Source organism: Aurantiacibacter sp. MUD11, assembly GCF_026967575.1.
Taxonomy (GTDB): Bacteria; Pseudomonadota; Alphaproteobacteria; order Sphingomonadales; family Sphingomonadaceae; genus Alteraurantiacibacter.
In genome coordinates, this window is the sequence record NZ_CP114054.1 from 1,395,554 (window position 1) to 1,411,612 (window position 16,059).

Annotated in this window: 19 protein-coding genes; 10 read left to right on the top strand and 9 right to left on the bottom strand. The window is 65.5% G+C overall.

All coding sequences use genetic code 11. The annotated features are described in order from the left end of the window. Window positions 1-13: 13 nt before the first annotated feature. Window positions 14-1,648 carry a CHASE domain-containing protein gene (locus OZN62_RS06915; RefSeq protein ID WP_269102093.1) on the bottom strand — a complete coding sequence of 545 codons (1,635 nt, stop codon included), beginning with the start codon at window positions 1,646-1,648 and terminating at the stop codon, window positions 14-16. A 311-nt stretch (window positions 1,649-1,959) separates the two neighbouring features. Between OZN62_RS06915 and OZN62_RS06920 the strand changes: the two genes are divergently transcribed. The 4 genes from OZN62_RS06920 to OZN62_RS06935 all read left to right on the top strand — a co-directional run bounded on the left by OZN62_RS06920 (window position 1,960) and on the right by OZN62_RS06935 (window position 4,538). Then, a complete protein-coding gene (locus OZN62_RS06920) occupies window positions 1,960-2,103 on the top strand; it encodes a NepR family anti-sigma factor (RefSeq protein ID WP_269098740.1) in 144 nt (47 codons plus the stop codon). After that, window positions 2,100-2,732 (top strand): sigma-70 family RNA polymerase sigma factor, encoded by a 633-nt coding sequence (locus OZN62_RS06925; protein ID WP_269098741.1) that lies wholly within the window; start codon window positions 2,100-2,102, stop codon window positions 2,730-2,732. The genes OZN62_RS06920 and OZN62_RS06925 overlap by 4 nt, the downstream gene beginning before the upstream one ends. 75 nt (window positions 2,733-2,807) lie before the next feature. After that, window positions 2,808-3,953: an AI-2E family transporter gene (locus tag OZN62_RS06930; protein ID WP_269098742.1), complete on the top strand. Its 1,146-nt coding sequence runs from the start codon at window positions 2,808-2,810 to the stop codon at window positions 3,951-3,953. Between the two features lie 84 nt (window positions 3,954-4,037). Beyond that, window positions 4,038-4,538 (top strand): hypothetical protein, encoded by a 501-nt coding sequence (locus tag OZN62_RS06935; RefSeq protein WP_269098744.1) that lies wholly within the window; start codon window positions 4,038-4,040, stop codon window positions 4,536-4,538. 75 nt (window positions 4,539-4,613) lie between these two features. Here OZN62_RS06935 and OZN62_RS06940 read toward each other — a convergent pair whose 3' ends face one another. Then, complete coding sequence (locus tag OZN62_RS06940; protein WP_269098747.1) at window positions 4,614-5,225, bottom strand: superoxide dismutase; 612 nt, start codon at window positions 5,223-5,225, stop codon at window positions 4,614-4,616. A gap of 173 nt (window positions 5,226-5,398) precedes the next feature. On the opposite strand from OZN62_RS06940, the gene glmM reads away from it, so the two are divergent. Genes glmM through thiD form a run of 3 tightly spaced genes read left to right on the top strand, consistent with a single transcriptional unit; the run spans window position 5,399 to window position 7,709 of the window. Further along, the gene (gene glmM, locus OZN62_RS06945) at window positions 5,399-6,736 is read left to right on the top strand and encodes a phosphoglucosamine mutase (protein ID WP_269098750.1); all 1,338 of its coding nucleotides are present in this window, start codon (window positions 5,399-5,401) and stop codon (window positions 6,734-6,736) included. Next, window positions 6,736-6,960: a DUF1272 domain-containing protein gene (locus tag OZN62_RS06950; protein ID WP_269098751.1), complete on the top strand. Its 225-nt coding sequence runs from the start codon at window positions 6,736-6,738 to the stop codon at window positions 6,958-6,960. Before glmM ends, OZN62_RS06950 begins: the two co-directional genes overlap by 1 nt. Continuing rightward, window positions 6,957-7,709: a bifunctional hydroxymethylpyrimidine kinase/phosphomethylpyrimidine kinase gene (thiD, locus tag OZN62_RS06955; protein ID WP_269098752.1), complete on the top strand. Its 753-nt coding sequence runs from the start codon at window positions 6,957-6,959 to the stop codon at window positions 7,707-7,709. Before OZN62_RS06950 ends, thiD begins: the two co-directional genes overlap by 4 nt. 4 nt (window positions 7,710-7,713) lie before the next feature. Here the strand turns inward: thiD and OZN62_RS06960 are convergent, their stop codons facing one another. Beyond that, entirely contained in the window at window positions 7,714-8,571 is an 858-nt protein-coding gene (locus OZN62_RS06960; protein ID WP_269102122.1) for a TIGR00730 family Rossman fold protein, read from the bottom strand. A 179-nt stretch (window positions 8,572-8,750) separates the two neighbouring features. On the opposite strand from OZN62_RS06960, the gene OZN62_RS06965 reads away from it, so the two are divergent. After that, window positions 8,751-9,632, top strand: a complete 882-nt coding sequence (locus tag OZN62_RS06965; RefSeq protein WP_269098753.1) for a TauD/TfdA dioxygenase family protein — start codon at window positions 8,751-8,753, stop codon at window positions 9,630-9,632. A 22-nt stretch (window positions 9,633-9,654) separates the two neighbouring features. Here OZN62_RS06965 and OZN62_RS06970 read toward each other — a convergent pair whose 3' ends face one another. From OZN62_RS06970 to OZN62_RS06995, 6 genes are read right to left on the bottom strand one after another with little or no spacing between them, the layout of a single operon-like run. Beyond that, the gene (locus tag OZN62_RS06970; RefSeq protein ID WP_269098754.1) at window positions 9,655-11,409 is read right to left on the bottom strand and encodes a SulP family inorganic anion transporter; all 1,755 of its coding nucleotides are present in this window, start codon (window positions 11,407-11,409) and stop codon (window positions 9,655-9,657) included. A gap of 6 nt (window positions 11,410-11,415) precedes the next feature. Then, the gene (locus tag OZN62_RS06975) at window positions 11,416-13,002 is read right to left on the bottom strand and encodes a bifunctional protein tyrosine phosphatase family protein/NAD(P)/FAD-dependent oxidoreductase (protein ID WP_269098756.1); all 1,587 of its coding nucleotides are present in this window, start codon (window positions 13,000-13,002) and stop codon (window positions 11,416-11,418) included. A 12-nt stretch (window positions 13,003-13,014) separates the two neighbouring features. Then, window positions 13,015-13,425 (bottom strand): DUF6691 family protein, encoded by a 411-nt coding sequence (locus tag OZN62_RS06980; RefSeq protein ID WP_269098758.1) that lies wholly within the window; start codon window positions 13,423-13,425, stop codon window positions 13,015-13,017. A 2-nt stretch (window positions 13,426-13,427) separates the two neighbouring features. Continuing rightward, a complete protein-coding gene (locus OZN62_RS06985; protein ID WP_269098760.1) occupies window positions 13,428-13,631 on the bottom strand; it encodes a YgaP family membrane protein in 204 nt (67 codons plus the stop codon). Then, the gene (locus OZN62_RS06990) at window positions 13,628-14,077 is read right to left on the bottom strand and encodes a YeeE/YedE family protein (protein WP_269098761.1); all 450 of its coding nucleotides are present in this window, start codon (window positions 14,075-14,077) and stop codon (window positions 13,628-13,630) included. Before OZN62_RS06990 ends, OZN62_RS06985 begins: the two co-directional genes overlap by 4 nt. Then, window positions 14,074-15,006 carry an MBL fold metallo-hydrolase gene (locus tag OZN62_RS06995; protein WP_269098762.1) on the bottom strand — a complete coding sequence of 311 codons (933 nt, stop codon included), beginning with the start codon at window positions 15,004-15,006 and terminating at the stop codon, window positions 14,074-14,076. The genes OZN62_RS06990 and OZN62_RS06995 overlap by 4 nt, the downstream gene beginning before the upstream one ends. 72 nt (window positions 15,007-15,078) lie before the next feature. Here OZN62_RS06995 and OZN62_RS07000 point away from each other — a divergent pair, with 72 nt between their 5' ends. Further along, window positions 15,079-15,711: a peroxiredoxin gene (locus OZN62_RS07000; RefSeq protein ID WP_269098763.1), complete on the top strand. Its 633-nt coding sequence runs from the start codon at window positions 15,079-15,081 to the stop codon at window positions 15,709-15,711. Next, window positions 15,711-16,055 carry an ArsR/SmtB family transcription factor gene (locus tag OZN62_RS07005; protein ID WP_269098764.1) on the top strand — a complete coding sequence of 115 codons (345 nt, stop codon included), beginning with the start codon at window positions 15,711-15,713 and terminating at the stop codon, window positions 16,053-16,055. The genes OZN62_RS07000 and OZN62_RS07005 overlap by 1 nt, the downstream gene beginning before the upstream one ends. Window positions 16,056-16,059 lie beyond the last annotated feature (4 nt).

A 16,059-nucleotide genomic window follows, 5' to 3' on the forward strand; every position in this document is an offset into this window, starting at 1 on the left:
TTTGGCGTAAAGTTCAGCGGTCGCTTCGACGCGGATCTTTACGGCTGGCGCGGATCATGAATTCGGTAGGGCGGCGGACCGGGATCATCAGCACGCAGCGGACGCCTTCGGGCTTGAAGTCCAGCTCCACCGGTTGCCCCAGTTCGTGTGCGACGATGCGTTCGATCAGGTCGGTACCGAACCCGCGTGAACGGTCCTGCGCAACCGGCGGCCCGCCGCTTTCGACCCATTCGACGCGCACCACCGAATCCGACACCATCTTCCAGGAAACCTCGACCTTGCCGCCGGGTTGGCTGAGTGCACCGTATTTGGCGGCATTGGTCGCCAGTTCATGCACGGCCAGGCCCAGCGACAGGGCATCGTTGGGGGCCAGCTCCACCTCCGGGCCGGTCAGGTCGACAACGTGATCTCCGCCGTGGGCGTAGGGCAACAGCTCGGCGTCGATCACCGCCTTTACCGGGGTGGAGCCCCAGTCGGACTGGGTCAGCAGGTCGTGCGTGGCGGACAGCGCGCGGATACGACCGTCGAGGCCGGTGGCGAATTCCTCCACGTCGTCGGCGCGGCGGCGGGTCAGCGCGATGATCGAAAGCACGTTGGCAAGCGTATTCTTCACCCGGTGATTCAGTTCGCGCGTCAGCGAATTGCGGATCGAGGCCTGCTCCTCGAACCATTGCAACGCGCTTTCGTCTTCCTGCGCCTGCTGTGTCAGCATCCGCACCAGCAGCATCAGCAGGCTGGCCACCAGCAGACCGAAGATCAGTGTCGCCATCGACAGACCGGACAGGCCCGGCTCTTCCACCGTGCTGATCGTCAGCAGCCACGGGTTGTTGGCGACATTCACCGTCTGCGTGGCGGTCTCGCGGTTCTCCGAGCCGTCGTCGAAAGTACTCGCCAACGTGGTCGCGTCGTCATCTTCGGAATCGGCGAGGCGCACGTCGAACGCGCCCGCGTCTTCCAGCTCCAGCGCGCTTTGCAGGAAGTCCTCGGCGTTGAACGGCGAATAGATGAAACCTTTCAGCGCCCGCCCACCGACACCGGCTTCGAAGACCGGCATGTAGATGAGAAACCCGGGCGCTTCGCCTTCGCCTTCCTGCCGCAGCACGATGGCATCGGTCGCGGTCGGGCGGGCGGTCCGCTCGGCTTCCATCATGGCGGCACGGCGATGGGGCTCGGAGAACATGTCGTATCCCAGCGCCCTGCGATTCCGCTCCGTATCCGGCTGCAGGTAGGTGACCGGCACGGCATAGGGCTGGTCGGTGCCGCTGCGGGGATGCAGTTGCACATTGCCCAGGCTCTCGGCCGCCAGCCGGGCGTTGAAGTCTTCTACCTCGGCGGGGAACACCACTTCGGCCCAGCCGATACCTTCGGCGCCGCGATAGTCTGCATCCAGCCGAAGTTCGGAAACAAACCGGCGGAAGTCCGCTGCCGGCACCTCGTCCATGGTCGACAGCAGGGCCGCGCCGGCGCGCAGGTAAGCGCTGCTCGCGTTGGCACGCCGTTCCAGCGCCGACGCGATCGCCGTCGCGCGGGCATTGATCTGCGCCGACTGGCGCTGCGATTCACCGCGCTCGATGGCGAAGATCGAAAGGATGGTGATGCTGGCGATCAGCAGGAAGATGCCAAGCGGCACGGCGCGCGGATAGCGCATCAGCCATCGCTTGGTCCTGCTCCGCCGGCTGATTCCCTGCTGCAAGTCTACTCCTCGACCCGAGGGTCGTTATCCCATTTGCGCGGCGTGCTGCATGCCCCGCCAGGTGTCCATGCACGCGCGCGCGATGCGTTTGTCATCTTCGGGGAACCGGATGGAACCAATTTCGTTCCGCACTCATTGATATTGAAACAAATCGCAGTGTCTCGAATCCCGGCTATTTGGCCCACAGTGGTCGCGAGAACTGCCCTACGACGGGAAAATCCAGGTTCATGTCATCGTCTCGAGACGAAAAAGAGCTTTCCAAGCCTATGAAAAAACATAAGGAAGCCAAGAAGGGCGACCCGGAATGGGCTTCCGGACTCAAGCGCCTGTACGATTCTGTGGTAGATGAGCCACTGCCTGACTCATTCCAGGCCCTGCTCTCCAAGCTTGACGAAAACGAGGGCAAATGAGCCAAGGGAAGAAAAAACGGGAGCTGCCCGAACGCAGCGCGGAGGACAAGCGTGCCTTCAAGCGGGAACTGACCGAGGTCGTCCCGCACCTGCGCGCTTTTGCCCGCGGCTTGTGCGGCCGGCCGGACATGGCCGATGATCTTGTGCAGGAAACCATGCTCAAGGCCTGGGCGGCACAGGAGCGTTTCGAACCGGGTACCTCGATGCGCGCCTGGACCTTCGTGATCCTGCGCAACGCCTACCTTACCGACATGCGCCGCAACCGCTTCCGCGGCGAGTACGACGAGACCGTGGCCGAGCGCATCCTGACCGCCCCCGCCGGACAGGAAGAGCCGATCCACCTGTCTGACCTGCATCGCGCCCTGCTCACCCTGCCGCCGGAACGGCGCGAGGCGCTGCTGCTGGTGGGCGCCGGCGGCTTTTCCTACGAGGAAGCGGCCAATATCTGCGGCTGTGCCGTCGGCACGATCAAGAGCCGCGTGGGCCGCGCCCGCGCCGCCCTTGCGGGTATGATGGAGGATGGCGACATCCCCGATCGCTCGCAGGACGACCCCGCCGCCCATCGCGCCATCCTCGAGGAACTCGACGAAGTGGCCGCCGGTCGCGGCGAGGCTGCCGCGAGCAAATAGCGCGCCGCTTGACGCGCCGCACAGAAAAGACATGGTCGCCAAAGACGACCACCTATCCAGAAGAACACCGCGAACATGACAGAGGGGGAGGACAAGCAGGACAAGCCGGTGCGTAGCCGCCGGATGGCCTTTGCCGCGCAGGAACTCCGGCTGATTTCCTCGCTGGTGGTGCTGCTGGCGATCGGCCTGTTCCTGGCCCTGCCCTTCGTGCTGTCGATCGGGTCGGTGGTGTTCCTGCCGCTGGTCGCGGCGCTGATTCTCACCATCGTCCTGTCTCCGCTGGCGGACAAGCTGGCGACCTGGTTGCCCAACTTCATTGCCTCGATCCTGGCGCTGCTGGTCTTCTTCGGCATTCTCGCGCTGGCGCTGACCGCGGTCTTCGCCCCGGCCATGTCGCTTTACGACGAAGTGCCCGCCATGATCGAACAGGTCAGCGAGCACTTCACGAACTTGCAGGCGACCTTCGCCTGGGTCGGCGAACTGAACGAGCGGCTGGCCGCCATCACCGGCGGGGAAGACGGGCAGCAGGTGGTGCTGGCCGGGCCGACCATGCTGGAACAGCTGGCCTTCGCCACGCCGACCGTGCTGCTGGAGGTGCTGCTCACCTTCATGCTCGCCTTCTTCATGATCGAGGCGCGGATTCGCCTGCGCCGCCGGCTGCTGCTGGAGCGCCAGCAGGTGGGCGCCAGCCTGAAGGCCGCGCGCGCCATTCGCGAGGTGCAGGATCGCGTCGCCGCCTACATCCTCACCGTCGCGCTCATCAACACCGGCGTCGGCATAATCGTGGCACTGGGCGCCTGGCTGCTGGGGCTGGAGGCGCCGATCATGTGGGGCGGCCTGGCCGCCCTGCTCAATTTCATCCCCTATGTCGGCCCGTTGCTGATGACCGTGCTGCTCGGCCTGTTCGGCATCGGCTCGGCGGACATCCTGCTCGTCGGCCTGATACCGGCGGCACTCTACCTTGGCCTGCATACCATCGAGGCCAATGTCATCACGCCGGCCGTGCTGGGCGCGCGCTTCACCATGAACCCGGTGCTGATCCTGCTGGCACTGTCCTATTTCGGCTGGATCTGGGGCGTCACCGGCGCCCTGCTCTCGGTACCGATCCTGCTGACGCTGACCGCTCTTGTGGACCAGCTGGGGCGGCCCAATCTCATCGGTTTCCTGTTCGGCGAACCGCTGTTCCAGACCAATATCCTCGACCTGACCGCCGAAGACTAGCGCGCAATCGGCGCCCGATTTGCCCCCTGCGGGCGAATCACATATTCTCCCCTCGTTTCAGACCGCTAATTCGGGAGGGGAGTAATGCGGACCAAATTGATCGCGGGAATCGCGATCGCTGCTTGCGCCGGCGTCGCGCAGGCGCAAGGTGCCTCGCAATGGGGTTATTTCGAAGCTGACGGACAGCCGTTGCAGGCGGGCGTGGTCTCGCCCGATGGCGGGCAGTTGATCCTGAAATGCGACGACACGGGCGAAGGCAGCGTCTTCGCCGTCATCGTTTCCCCGCAACGCCTGCGGCCTTCGACCACCCGCCCGCAAGTGCGGGCGCTGTGGCTGCAATTCGACGGCGGCAACCGCGAGGAAGTGCGCTGGCGCTACTATGAAACCTCGGTCACCGCGCTCAACACCCGCCGCGACCAGACGCTGGAGCCGTTCCTGCGCGACATGGTCGAGGCCGACCAACTGACCGTCCGGTTCGATCCGGCGGACAGCCAGCCGTTCTCGATCAACTTCACCGTGACGGGCGCACGCGAGGCCATCGATCGCGTGTTCGAAAGCTGCGAGGACGAAAGCATCATCGACTAGGCGCGATCGCCATGAAAAAGGGGCGCGCTCCGCCATGGAGCGCGCCCCTTCTTGCGTGCTTGGGCCGGAAAGGCCTTAGCCCGGATACTTCCAGGCCGTGCCGCGCGCCAGATTGTCGGCGGCGAAATCCCAGTTGAGGTGGCCTTCGACCACGGCATCGAGGTAGCTCGGACGCGCATTCTGGTGGTCGAGGTAGTAGGCGTGCTCCCACAGGTCGATCACCAGCAGCGGGTTGGCACCGCTGTCGGCCAGCGTTTCGGCATCGTGGGTGTCGTCCACCTGCAGCTTGCCGCCCTTTTCAACCAGCCACACCCAGCCGCTGGCGAAGTGGCCGGCGCCCTTGGACTTCAGCTCGTCCTTCAGCGCGTCGAGCGAGCCGAAGCTCTCGTCGATCTTGGCTGCCAGGTCGCCCGAGGGGCCGCTGGTGGCCGGTGCCAGCGAATGCCAGAAGAAACCGTGGTTCCACACCTGGGCGCTGTTGTTGAACAGGCCCTTGTCGCTGCCACGGCTGGCGGTGATGATCTCTTCCAGCGACTTGTCGGCATGGGCGGTGCCTTCGATGGCGGCATTGGTCTTGTCGACGTAGGCCTTGTGGTGCTTGCCATGGTGGAAGCTGAAGGTCTCGGCGGTGATTGCCGGGGCCAGCGCTTCGCTGTCGAACGGCAGGTCGATAAGTGAAAAAGCCATGTGCTTGGTTCCTCCTGTCAAACGGGTCTTCGTGCAACCAATGCGCGAGAGCGCAGGTTGTTGCACGCGGGGCGATAAATTCCTGAGCCTCCTGCCCGTCGCCTGCCCCCGTGACAAGAGGGACGAATGGCGGCATGGCATTCTGCAAGAATTCGAACGGGCAAGGGATACCCATGGGACGCACCTATTTCGGCACTGACGGGATTCGCGGCAGGGCCAACGGCAGGAAATTGAACGCGGCCATCGCGATGAAAGTCGGCCAGGCCGCGGGCCGCCACTTCCTGCGCGGCGCGCACAAGCATCGCGTGGTGATCGGCAAGGACACGCGCCTGTCCGGCTACATGATGGAAAACGCGCTGGTGGCCGGCTTCACCAGCGTCGGCATGGACGTGATCATGACCGGGCCGCTGCCCACGCCCGCGGTCGCCCTGCTGACGCGCGAGATGCGCGCCGATATCGGGGTGATGATCTCCGCCAGCCACAACCCTTACGAGGACAACGGCATCAAGCTGTTCGGGCCTGACGGGTTCAAGCTGTCCGACGAGGACGAGGAAGCAATCGAGGCCGCGATGGCTGTGGAACAGCCGCTGGCCGAAGGCGACGCCATCGGCCGAGCACGCCGGATCGAGGACGCGCGCGGGCGCTACATCCACGCGGTCAAGCAGTCGCTGCCCGAGGACGTGCGTCTCGACGGGCTGAAGATCGTGGTCGATTGCGCCAATGGCGCCGCCTACAATGTTACGCCCACCGCCATCTGGGAACTGGGCGCGGAAGTGGTCGCCATGGGTGTCGAGCCCAATGGCCTCAACATCAACGACGGCGTCGGCTCCACCGCGCTCGATGCGATCCAGCAGCGCGTGGTGGACGAGGGCGCGGACCTTGGCATTGCGCTGGATGGCGATGCCGACCGGCTGATCGTGATCGACGAGAAGGGCCAGAAGGTCGATGGCGACCAGATCATGGCGCTGATCGGCAGCCGCTGGGCCAAGGACGGCAAGCTGCGCGGCGGCGGCGTGGTCGCCACCGTCATGTCGAACCTCGGCCTCGAACGCTTCCTGGCGGGCGAAGGGCTGGAGCTGGTGCGCACCAAGGTGGGTGACCGCTACGTGCTCGAGGCGATGAAGGCCGGCGGCTACAACGTGGGCGGCGAGCAGTCGGGCCACATGATCCTGCTCGACCACGCCACCACCGGCGACGGCACCGTCGCCGCGCTGCAGGTGCTCGCCGCGCTGGTGCGCAGCGGCAAGCCTGCCAGCGAGATGCTGCACCTGTTCGATCCCGTGCCGCAGCTGCTCAAGAACGTGCGCTATGAGGGCGGCGACCCGCTGGAAGCACCGAGCGTGCAGAAGGTCATCGCGGCGGCCAACGGCGAGCTGGACGGCAAGGGCCGGCTGGTGATCCGCAAGTCCGGTACCGAGCCGCTGATCCGCGTGATGGCGGAAGGCGATGACGAGGCGCAGGTGAACCGCCTGGTCGACGAAATCTGCGCGGCGGTGGAGGCCGCTGCCTGATGCTGGAAATGCGCCCCGATTGCGAACGCTGTGGGGCTGATGTCCCGGCAGAATTGCCGGGCGCCTTCATCTGCAGCTTCGAATGCACCTTCTGCGCCGAATGCGCGGGCGAGCTGGACGACACCTGCCCGAATTGTGGCGGCGAACTGGTCGACCGCCCGACCCGGCGCGGCGCGGCGCTGGAGAAGTACCCGGCAAGCACGCAGAGGAAGCACGAGGCTTGAGCCAGCGCCCACCCCGCGTGCTGGCGATTGCCGGGTCGGATTCGTCCGGCGGGGCCGGTATCCAGGCCGATATCAAGACCATCACCATGCTCGGCGGCTATGCCATGACCGCCATCACAGCCGTCACCGCGCAGAACACCCGCGGGGTGAGCGCGGTGGAAGCGCTCTCGCCCGACATGGTGGCCGCGCAGATCGATGCCTGCCTGGCCGATATCGGCGTCGAGGCGGTGAAGATCGGCATGCTCGGCAGCGCCGACATCGCCGAGGTCGTGGCCGACCGGCTGGAAGACCTTGGCACGCCGATCGTGTTCGATCCGGTCATGGTCGCCACCAGCGGCTCGGTGCTGGCGGACCCCGCCACCATCGAGGTGTTCGAATGGCTGATGGAAATCGCCACGCTGACAACGCCCAACGTCCCGGAGCTGGAGGCCCTGGGCGGCAAGTCGGCGATGGGCGAGCGTGGCATTGCCTACCTCGCCAAGGGCGGCGATGCCGACGGACCGATGGTGGAAGACCGGCTGGTGCGCCCCGGCGCCGAGGACGTCGTGTGGAGCGATGCCCGCATCGTCACCAAGCACACCCACGGCACCGGCTGCACCCTGTCGAGCGCCATCGCCACCAGGCTGGCCGCAGGACTCCCGCTGGAGCAGGCCGTGGCCGAGGCCCGGCTGTTCGTGCGCGAAGCCCTGAAGGCCGCGCCGGGGTTCGGGTTCGGCAGCGGCCCGCTGGGCCACCAGGCGGTGCGCTGAAGCGCTAGATCTCGCACTCCATGCCGGCAGCGCCATTGTCTTGCAGGCAGTAGAATTCGCGGATCGCTTCCCAGGCCTCTTCGGCAGTCTCGCACCAGGTGATCAGGTCGAGGTCGCGCTGCGAGATCGTGCCTTCCTCGGCCAGGGCCTGGAAATCGATCACCCGGTTCCAGAACTCCTTGCCGAACAGCAGGATCGGGATCGGCTTCATCTTGCCCGTCTGCACCAGCGTCAGCAGTTCGAACAGTTCGTCGAAAGTGCCGAAGCCGCCGGGGAACACCGCCACGGCCCGCGCGCGGATCAGGAAGTGCATCTTGCGGAGCGCGAAATAGTGGAAGTTCAGCGACAGGTAGGGCGTCACATAGGGATTGGGCGCCTGCTCGTGCGGCAGGATGATGTTGAGGCCGATGCTCTCCGCCCCGGCATCGCTGGCGCCGCGATTGGCAGCTTCCATGATCGAGGGGCCGCCACCTGAGCAGACGACGAACTGGCGCTTGCCTTCATCGACGATTGCCTTCCCGCTGACTATCCGGGAGAGGCGATAGGCCTCACCGTAGTATTTCGCCTTCTTGGCCAGGTTGCGCACGATCAGCGCCTGGTCCTCAGGCAGGTTGGCGGCTTCCTCCAACGCCAGTTCCACCGATTCCGGCGGCGGGATGCGGGCAGAGCCGTACATCACCAGGGTCGAACCCACGCGCGCCTCGTCGAGGATCATTGTCGGCTTCAGCAGCTCCAGCTGGAAGCGGACGGGACGCAGTTCCTCGCGCAGCAGGAAATCCTGGTCGCGGAAGGCCAGACGATAGGCAGGATGACGCGTCTGCGGAGTATCGTCATCCAGATCGTCGGCGAAACCCGCCTCCATGTCGGCGTGGTAAAACCTGTAATCCTTCAAGTCGTTGTCGGGATCCTTGGGCGTGTCGGTCACGCAATGCTCCTTCTTGATGTCTCTTGCCCGGGGCCTAAACCCTGGGGCTAGTGTTGGGAAGGCCCGACTGCCCCAGTGCTGGACGCGCGGCCCGGCCTCGCTAATGTCGGCCCGTCATGACCATTCCGGAACGCCTCCACCCTGCCCCCCTGTCACAACAGCATTATGATTACATAACGCTGAAGCCGCTTTCCGGCACCATCGGGGCCGAGGTGACCGGGGTCGATCTCAACCGGCTGACACCTGCCCAGACGCAGGAATTGCGCGATGCCTTTGCCCGCTATCTGGTGCTGGCCATTCGCGACCAGCAGGACCTGACGCCGGAGAACCACATCGCCTTCGTCACGCTGTTCGGGGAGATGCAGCCGATCGTGCATCTCGACCACGTGCCCGGCCATCACGGCATCCAGCCGATCCACCGGGACGCAGGTGATAAGAGGCGCATCACCGGCGAGTTGTTCCACAACGACAGCACATACCTGCCCACCCCGCCCATCGCGATTGCCATGCGCGCGGTGACGCTGCCGCCCGCCGGCGGGGATACGGCATTCGCCAACCTGCAGCTGGCCTTCGACATGCTCTCCCCCACCATGCAGGACTTCCTCGAGAGCCTGCGCGTGGTGCACAGCGCCAAGCGGCTGTTCGGCAGCGGGGCGGACCAGTCGATCGTGCGGATGAAGGCAATGGACCCGAACGAGGGCGACCGCGAGGTGACGCACCCGCTGGTGATCACCCATCCGGTGTCGGGCCGGAAGTCGATCTTCGTCAATCCCGCCTATTGCCTGGGCATCGAGGGGATGCACGAGAGCGAGAGCCAGGCGATCTTCGCCTTCCTGTTCCAGCACTGCGCGCAGATCGCGCTGACCGCGCGCGTGCGGTGGGAGCCGGGCACGCTGGTGTTATGGGACAATTGGGCCGCGCATCATTCCGCCATCGGCGATTATGAAGGACACCAGCGCACGCTGCACCGCGTTTCGGTGGGCGGTTTCACGCCCTAACACAGCGGTCGCGTTTACGCGGTCAGATCATTCCGCGTGCCATATCGCCGGGTGGCGGCGCATCGTCGCCCGCGTCGCGCATGGCTTCGGCAAAGGCGCGATCCTGCGACAGGTAGACCTTGCCGTTCAGCTCGTCGACGAAATGGGTGCGTTGCAGCTTGTCCATCACCGGCCCCTTCACTTCGGACAGGTGCAGCTTGATCCCGGCATCCTTCAGGCGGTGATTGATCGCCTCCAGGCTTTCCAGTCCCGATGCGTCGATCGCGTTGACCGCGCTCGCCATCAGGATGACGTGGCGCAGTTCGGGCCGCTCGGCGACCTCTTCCAGCACGTATTCCTCCAGCCAGCGGGCATTGAGGAAGGTCAGGCTCTCGTCGATGCGGATGGACAGCACGTGCGGCACGGTGATGACATCGTGCCGCTTGATGTTGCGGAAATGCTCGGTTTCCGGAACGCGGCCGACGATGGCGGCGTGCGGGCGGCTGGTGCGCCAGAGGTAGAGCATCAGGCCAACCACGACGCCCGCGATCACGCCCATTTCCACGCCTGCCAGCAGGGTAATGAGGATCGTCGCCATGTGCGCGGAGAAATCGCCCTTGGAATAGGTCCACAGCTGGCGCGGGGTCTTCAGGTCCACCAGGCTCAGCACAGCGACGATGATCGTTGCGGCCAGCGTGGCGATGGGCAGCGAGAACAGCAGCGGCGTGAGGAACAGCGAGGCGAGCGCGATGCCGACGGCGGTATAGGCACCGGCGGCAGGCGTCTGCGCCCCGGCGTCGAAGTTCACCACCGAGCGGGCGAAGCCGCCGGTTACCGGGTAGCCGCCCGAAAAGGCGCTGGCGATGTTGGACGCGCCAAGGCCGATCAGTTCCTGGTCGGGCGAAATGCGCTGGCGACGCTTGGCGGCCAGCGTCTGCGCGACGGATACCGATTCCACGAAACCGATGATGGAGATCAGCAGCGCCGGGATGAAGAGCTGCTGGATCAGCGACAGGTCGGTCGACGGCACGGCGAAGGGCGGCAGGCCGGAGGGGATTGCGCCGGTGATGTTCACCCCGCGCGCGGCAAGGTCGAAGGCCATTACCGCGAGGATGCTCACGGCCACGGCCGCCACCGGCCCCGCCTTGGCGGCGATGTCCGCGGCGCGGGCGCCCATGCCGAACTTCATCAACAGCGGCTTCAGGCCCTTGCGCACCCAGAACAGGAAGATCACCGCCGGCACGCCGACAGCCAGCGTCCAGACATTTACCTCGCCGAGGGCGGAAAACAGCGAGCCGAGCATCTCGGGCCAGGTGTCGCCGCCGCCGCGCACGCCGAGGATATGGCGCAGCTGGCTGGTGGCGATGAGGATGCCGCTGGCGGTGATGAAGCCACTGATGACCGGGTGCGACAGCAGGTTCGCGAGAAAGCCCATGCGCAGCACGCCCAGCACGAACAGCATCACGCCCGACAGGGCGGCCAGGGTAATCGCCGCTTCGAGATATTCCGCGCTTCCCTGCGCCGCCACCGCGCCTGCGGCACTGGCCGTCATCAGCGAGATCACGGCGACCGGCCCCACCGCCAGCGTGCGGCTGGTGCCGAAAATGGCGTAAGCCACCAGCGGCAGGATCGAGGCGTAGAGACCCACGACCGGGGGCAGGCCCGCCAGCAGCGCATAGGCAAGGCTTTGCGGGATCAGCATGATGGTAACGATCACCGCCGCCACCAGGTCGCTGGTCAGCACCTGGCCGTTATAGGTCTTGCCCCATTCCAGGATCGGGAAATAGCGCGCTAGCATGGGCGACTAGATCGCCATGCCCAGCGGTTTGGCCAGCCATTCGCGGCCCTTGAGCATGAAGTGCCAATAGACGCTTGGCAGGACATTGGCTTTCAGGTGCCAGGCGGCCTTGCTCGGCTTGGTGCCATCGATAACCCAGCTGGGGAACGACGGCAGCAGCTTGCCGCCATAGCCGAATTCGGCGAGCACGATCTTGCCGCGCTCCACCGTCAGCGGGCAGGAACCATAGCCGTCATAGCTGACGTTCGGTTCCTTGCCTTCGAGTACGTTGAGCGCGTTCACGGCCACGACCGGTGCCTGCTTGCGCGCGGCTGCCATGGTCTTGGCATTGGGCGTGCTGCTGCAATCGCCCAGCGCGAAGACATCGGGATAGCGGGTGTGGCGCAGCGTGTGCTGGTCCACCTCGGCATAGCCGGCCTCGTTCGCCAGCGGGCTGGCGGCGACCACGGCATTGCCTTCCTGCGGCGGCACGACATGGATCATGTCGAACTCGCGCTCCACCTCGCCCTGGTCGGTGGCGAACCAGGCCTTCCGGGTCGGTCCGTCGATGCGCACCAGGTTGCTGCCGAAGTTGAGGTTGGCCCCGTAGCGTTCGACATATTGCATCAGGGCGGGGACATAGTCGGCCACGCCGAACAGCACCGCGCCCTGGTTGTGGAACTCCACCTCGATATCCGGCAGCACGCCGCGGTGCTCCCATTCGGAGCAGGACAGGTACATCGCCTTCTGCGGCGCACCCGCACATTTGATCGGCATGGGCGGCTGGGTGAAGATGGCGCGGCCCTTGTCCAGGTGATGCACCAGCTCCCAGGTATAGGGCGCCAGGTCATAGCGGTAGTTGGAGGTGACACCGTTCTTGCCCAGCGTCTCTTCGAGGCCTTCGATCTTTTCCCACGCCAGCCGGTTGCCCAGCGCGACGATCAGCAGGTCGTAGGTGACCTTGCCGCCATCGCCGTAGAGCACGGCCTTGTTGTCGGGATCGAACCCGGTGACCTCGGCCTTCAGCCAGGTCACGCCGTCGGGCATGACCACCGCCTCGGGCCGGTAGGTGGCTTCCTTGGGGAAGACCCCGCCGCCCACCATGGTCCAGCCAGGCTGGTAGTAATGCACCTCGCGCGGCTCGATGATGGCGATATCCAGGTCCGGCTCGCGCGCCAGCAGCGATGCGGCAGTCGCGATGCCGGCGGAGCCACCGCCGGCGATGACGATCTGGTGATGCGATTTCTCGGTGGTCATGGTCCGCTCCTTGCCGGCCTGCGCCGCGATGCTGCGCGACGCCTGATAGATCTTGCCCGACCGATTGCCGGTGCGGCAGTAGGCCAGCACCGGACCGGGCAGGTCGTGCATCGCGCGGGCGAAATCGCCCTTCTGCATGTCGATCGGATGGGCATCGTCCACGGGTATGTGGCGTACTTCCAGCCCGCAGGCCTGCGCGGCGGCAGCCACGCTGGCGAAATCCGGCTGGCCGGGATCCTCGCCATCGGGTCGGTTGCAGATGATCGTACGGAACCCCGCATCGGCCAGCGCCTGCACCTCTTTGGGGAGGACCTGGCCTGTGACCGAAATGGCCTCGTCGATGCGGGTGATGTCCACGTTCGCGCGCTCCTAGTCCAGCTTCATCACCTTCGCCGCCGCCATGCCGACCAGCAGGGAGACAACGAAGATGGCGGCGCCGACCGGCTCGATCGCCAGCGCGGCGAAGCCGGGTCCGGGGCACAGGCCCGCGACGCCCCAGCCCACGCCGAACAGCGCGGCGCCGCCGATCAGTTCGGGGGTCAGGTCGGTGCGGCTGGGCAGCGCGAACATTTCCTCGAACATCGGGCGCGACATGCCGGGCACGAAGCGCCAGGCGATGGCCATCACGACCAGCGCCCCGCCCATGACGAAGGCCAGCGTCGGGTCCCAATCGCCGAACAGGTCAAGGAAGCCGCGTACGCGGGCAGGATCGGTCATCCCGCCAAGCGACAGGCCGGCACCAAAGATCACGCCGGCTAGGAGGGCTATCAGTCCGCGCATGGTCAGCGCTTCCCGCAGGTGTTGATGCCCAGCGGCAGATAGGCCGGGCAGAAGCCGACCAGGCTGGTGAGGATGAACACCGCGGCAACGCCGTAGGCGACCCAGACCCAGGTGCCGGTGATGGTACCGGTTACCGCGAACACGATCAGCACGACCGCGACGACGATCCGGAGAATCCGGTCGAGAGAACCCATGTTGTTGCTCATTGCAGAACCTCCAGATTGAAAGCGTTCATGATGGCGACCGTTGCTATGCCGGCAGCCATGAAGGTGAGCGTTGCGACGATCGAGCGGCCGGACAGGCGGCTCATGCCGCAGACGCCGTGACCGCTGGTGCAGCCGCTGCCGATACGCGTGCCGAAGCCGACCAGCAGGCCGGCGATGATCAGCGGCACGGGGCCGGCAAAGCTCGGGTCCATCCCGCCATTGACCATGGCAATCGCCAGCGCGCCCAGCGGCAGGCCGATGATGAACAGCCAGGCGCTGGACCGCGGCATGCCGCTGCCACCCAGGCCCACCGCCTTGGCGGCGATGCCGGAAACACCGGCGATGCGGCCGAGGCCGAGCAGCATGATGGCGGCGGAGATGCCGATCAGCAGACCGCCGAACAGGCCGTCGAGCGGGGCAGCGTCAGGAAAGCCGGGGAGCGTCATACCGCGTTCACCGGCAGCTTGAGGTAGGTCACGCCGTTATCGTCAGGCGGCGGCATGCGACCGGCGCGCATGTTCACCTGCACCGAAGGCAGGATCAGGCGCGGCATGTCGAGCGTGGCGTCGCGGGCCTCGCGCATCTGCACGAACTCGTCCTCGCTCACGCCGTCATGCGCGTGAATGTTGCCTTCGCGCTCGGCCGCCACGGTGGTTTCCCAGACGTAGGTATCGCGACCCTTGGGCAGGTAGTCGTGGCACATGAACAGCCGGGTTTCGGCCGGCAGCGAGAGGATCCGGCGCAGCGAGCGGAACAGCTGGCGGGCATCGCCGCCGGGGAAGTCCGCCCGCGCCGTGCCGTAGTCGGGCATGAACATGGTATCGCCCACGAACACGGCGTCGCCGATGACATAGGCGATACAGGCCGGCGTGTGGCCCGGCACATGCAGCACCTCGACCTCGAGGTTGCCGATGTTGAAGGTGTCGCCGTCGCTGAACAGGTGATCGAACTGCGAACCATCCAGCTGGAATTCGGTACCGGCGTTGAACAGCTTCCCGAACACACCCTGCACGGTCTTTATATGCTCGCCGATGGCGATCTTGCCGCCCACCTGTTCCTGCAGGTAGGGCGCGGCCGAAAGGTGATCTGCGTGGGCATGCGTTTCGAGCAGCCAGGTCACTTTCAGATCATTCGATTTCACGAAATCGATAACCTTGTCAGCCGAAAGATGCGAGGTGCGGCCCGAGGACTGGTCGAAATCCAGCACCGAGTCGATGATCGCCGCTTCCTTGGTCGCGGGATCGTACACGACGTAACTCACCGTATACGTGGCGCCGTCGAAAAATGCCTCGATTTCGGGGCGGAGCGCGGGGTCCTGCTGGGCGCGTTCCACCAGCTCCGTTGCAGAGGCAAGAGCCGAATCAGTGGAAGTCATCACATAATCCTTTTAATTTACGTAAATTGTGTATATGTGTGCTTACGAAAAAGTCAAGACTTACGAGACCGCATGAGCGACGATACCACCATTTCCCTCCCCCCGCGCATTGGCGACAAGGCGCCGGAGTTCTCTGCCCGCAGCACGACCGGCGACGTGCGCCTGTCCGACTATCGCGGCCAGTGGCTGGTGCTGTTCTCCCACCCCGCCGATTTCACCCCGGTCTGCTCCACCGAATTCGTCGCCCTCGCCCGCGCTTCCGGCGAATTCGCCAAGCGCGACTGCGCGCTGATGGGCCTGTCGGTCGACACGCTGTTCTCGCACTTCGCCTGGCTCCACATGATCAAGGAGCGCTTTGGCGTGGAAGTGCGCTTCCCGATCATCGAGGACCCGACCATGGTGATCGCCAGTGCCTATGGCATGACTTCGGCCGACGACGCCGACAGCTGGTCGGTGCGCAACACCTACTTCATCGATCCCGAGGGCACGATTCGCGCAATCACCTGCTATCCGGCCAACGTCGGGCGCTCGGTGCCGGAAATGCTGCGCCTACTCGATGCCTTGCAGGCCGCCGATGCGAAATCGGGCCTTGCGCCTGCTGACTGGCAGCCGGGCGACAAGCTGCTGCGCCAGCCCGGCGCGACGCTGGACGAGGTTTTCGCCGCGAAGGAACCGGGCGACTGGTTCATGCAGGAGCAGGGCTGATGACCGACGACGCCCTTCTCGACTCGCTGAAAGCCATCGCTCACCCCTCGCGCCTGCGCATCCTGCAGGAACTGGCGAAAGGGGAACTGAACGTCGGCGAGATCGAACAGGCGACCGAGATCGGCCAGCCGACGCTCTCGCAGCAGCTGGCCGTGCTGCGCAAGGCCGGGCTGGTGGACACACGGCGACAGGCGAAGCTGGTCTACTATTCGCTGGAACAGTCCATGCTCGGCTTGGTGACGGAAACGCTCGGCAGTCTGGTCCCCGATGCCGGGAAAGCAGACGATTCCGGCGCCCGCCGCCGCGCCCAGGGCGCCGCCAATTTCGCCCGCATGGCAATCTGAATCG

What these genes read in the sequence shown, in the direction of transcription:
- OZN62_RS06915 (WP_269102093.1), bottom strand. Translation starts at nt 1,648, where the DNA reads ATGCGCTATCCGCGCGCCGTGCCGCTTGGCATCTTCCTGCTGATCGCC.
- OZN62_RS06920 (WP_269098740.1), top strand. Translation starts at nt 1,960, where the DNA reads ATGAAAAAACATAAGGAAGCCAAGAAGGGCGACCCGGAATGGGCTTCC.
- OZN62_RS06925 (WP_269098741.1), top strand. Translation starts at nt 2,100, where the DNA reads ATGAGCCAAGGGAAGAAAAAACGGGAGCTGCCCGAACGCAGCGCGGAG.
- OZN62_RS06930 (WP_269098742.1), top strand. Translation starts at nt 2,808, where the DNA reads ATGACAGAGGGGGAGGACAAGCAGGACAAGCCGGTGCGTAGCCGCCGG.
- OZN62_RS06935 (WP_269098744.1), top strand. Translation starts at nt 4,038, where the DNA reads ATGCGGACCAAATTGATCGCGGGAATCGCGATCGCTGCTTGCGCCGGC.
- OZN62_RS06940 (WP_269098747.1), bottom strand. Translation starts at nt 5,225, where the DNA reads ATGGCTTTTTCACTTATCGACCTGCCGTTCGACAGCGAAGCGCTGGCC.
- glmM (WP_269098750.1), top strand. Translation starts at nt 5,399, where the DNA reads ATGGGACGCACCTATTTCGGCACTGACGGGATTCGCGGCAGGGCCAAC.
- OZN62_RS06950 (WP_269098751.1), top strand. Translation starts at nt 6,736, where the DNA reads ATGCTGGAAATGCGCCCCGATTGCGAACGCTGTGGGGCTGATGTCCCG.
- OZN62_RS06960 (WP_269102122.1), bottom strand. Translation starts at nt 8,571, where the DNA reads ATGGAGGCGGGTTTCGCCGACGATCTGGATGACGATACTCCGCAGACG.
- OZN62_RS06965 (WP_269098753.1), top strand. Translation starts at nt 8,751, where the DNA reads ATGACCATTCCGGAACGCCTCCACCCTGCCCCCCTGTCACAACAGCAT.
- OZN62_RS06970 (WP_269098754.1), bottom strand. Translation starts at nt 11,409, where the DNA reads ATGCTAGCGCGCTATTTCCCGATCCTGGAATGGGGCAAGACCTATAAC.
- OZN62_RS06980 (WP_269098758.1), bottom strand. Translation starts at nt 13,425, where the DNA reads ATGCGCGGACTGATAGCCCTCCTAGCCGGCGTGATCTTTGGTGCCGGC.
- OZN62_RS06985 (WP_269098760.1), bottom strand. Translation starts at nt 13,631, where the DNA reads ATGAGCAACAACATGGGTTCTCTCGACCGGATTCTCCGGATCGTCGTC.
- OZN62_RS06990 (WP_269098761.1), bottom strand. Translation starts at nt 14,077, where the DNA reads ATGACGCTCCCCGGCTTTCCTGACGCTGCCCCGCTCGACGGCCTGTTC.
- OZN62_RS06995 (WP_269098762.1), bottom strand. Translation starts at nt 15,006, where the DNA reads ATGACTTCCACTGATTCGGCTCTTGCCTCTGCAACGGAGCTGGTGGAA.
- OZN62_RS07000 (WP_269098763.1), top strand. Translation starts at nt 15,079, where the DNA reads ATGAGCGACGATACCACCATTTCCCTCCCCCCGCGCATTGGCGACAAG.
- OZN62_RS07005 (WP_269098764.1), top strand. Translation starts at nt 15,711, where the DNA reads ATGACCGACGACGCCCTTCTCGACTCGCTGAAAGCCATCGCTCACCCC.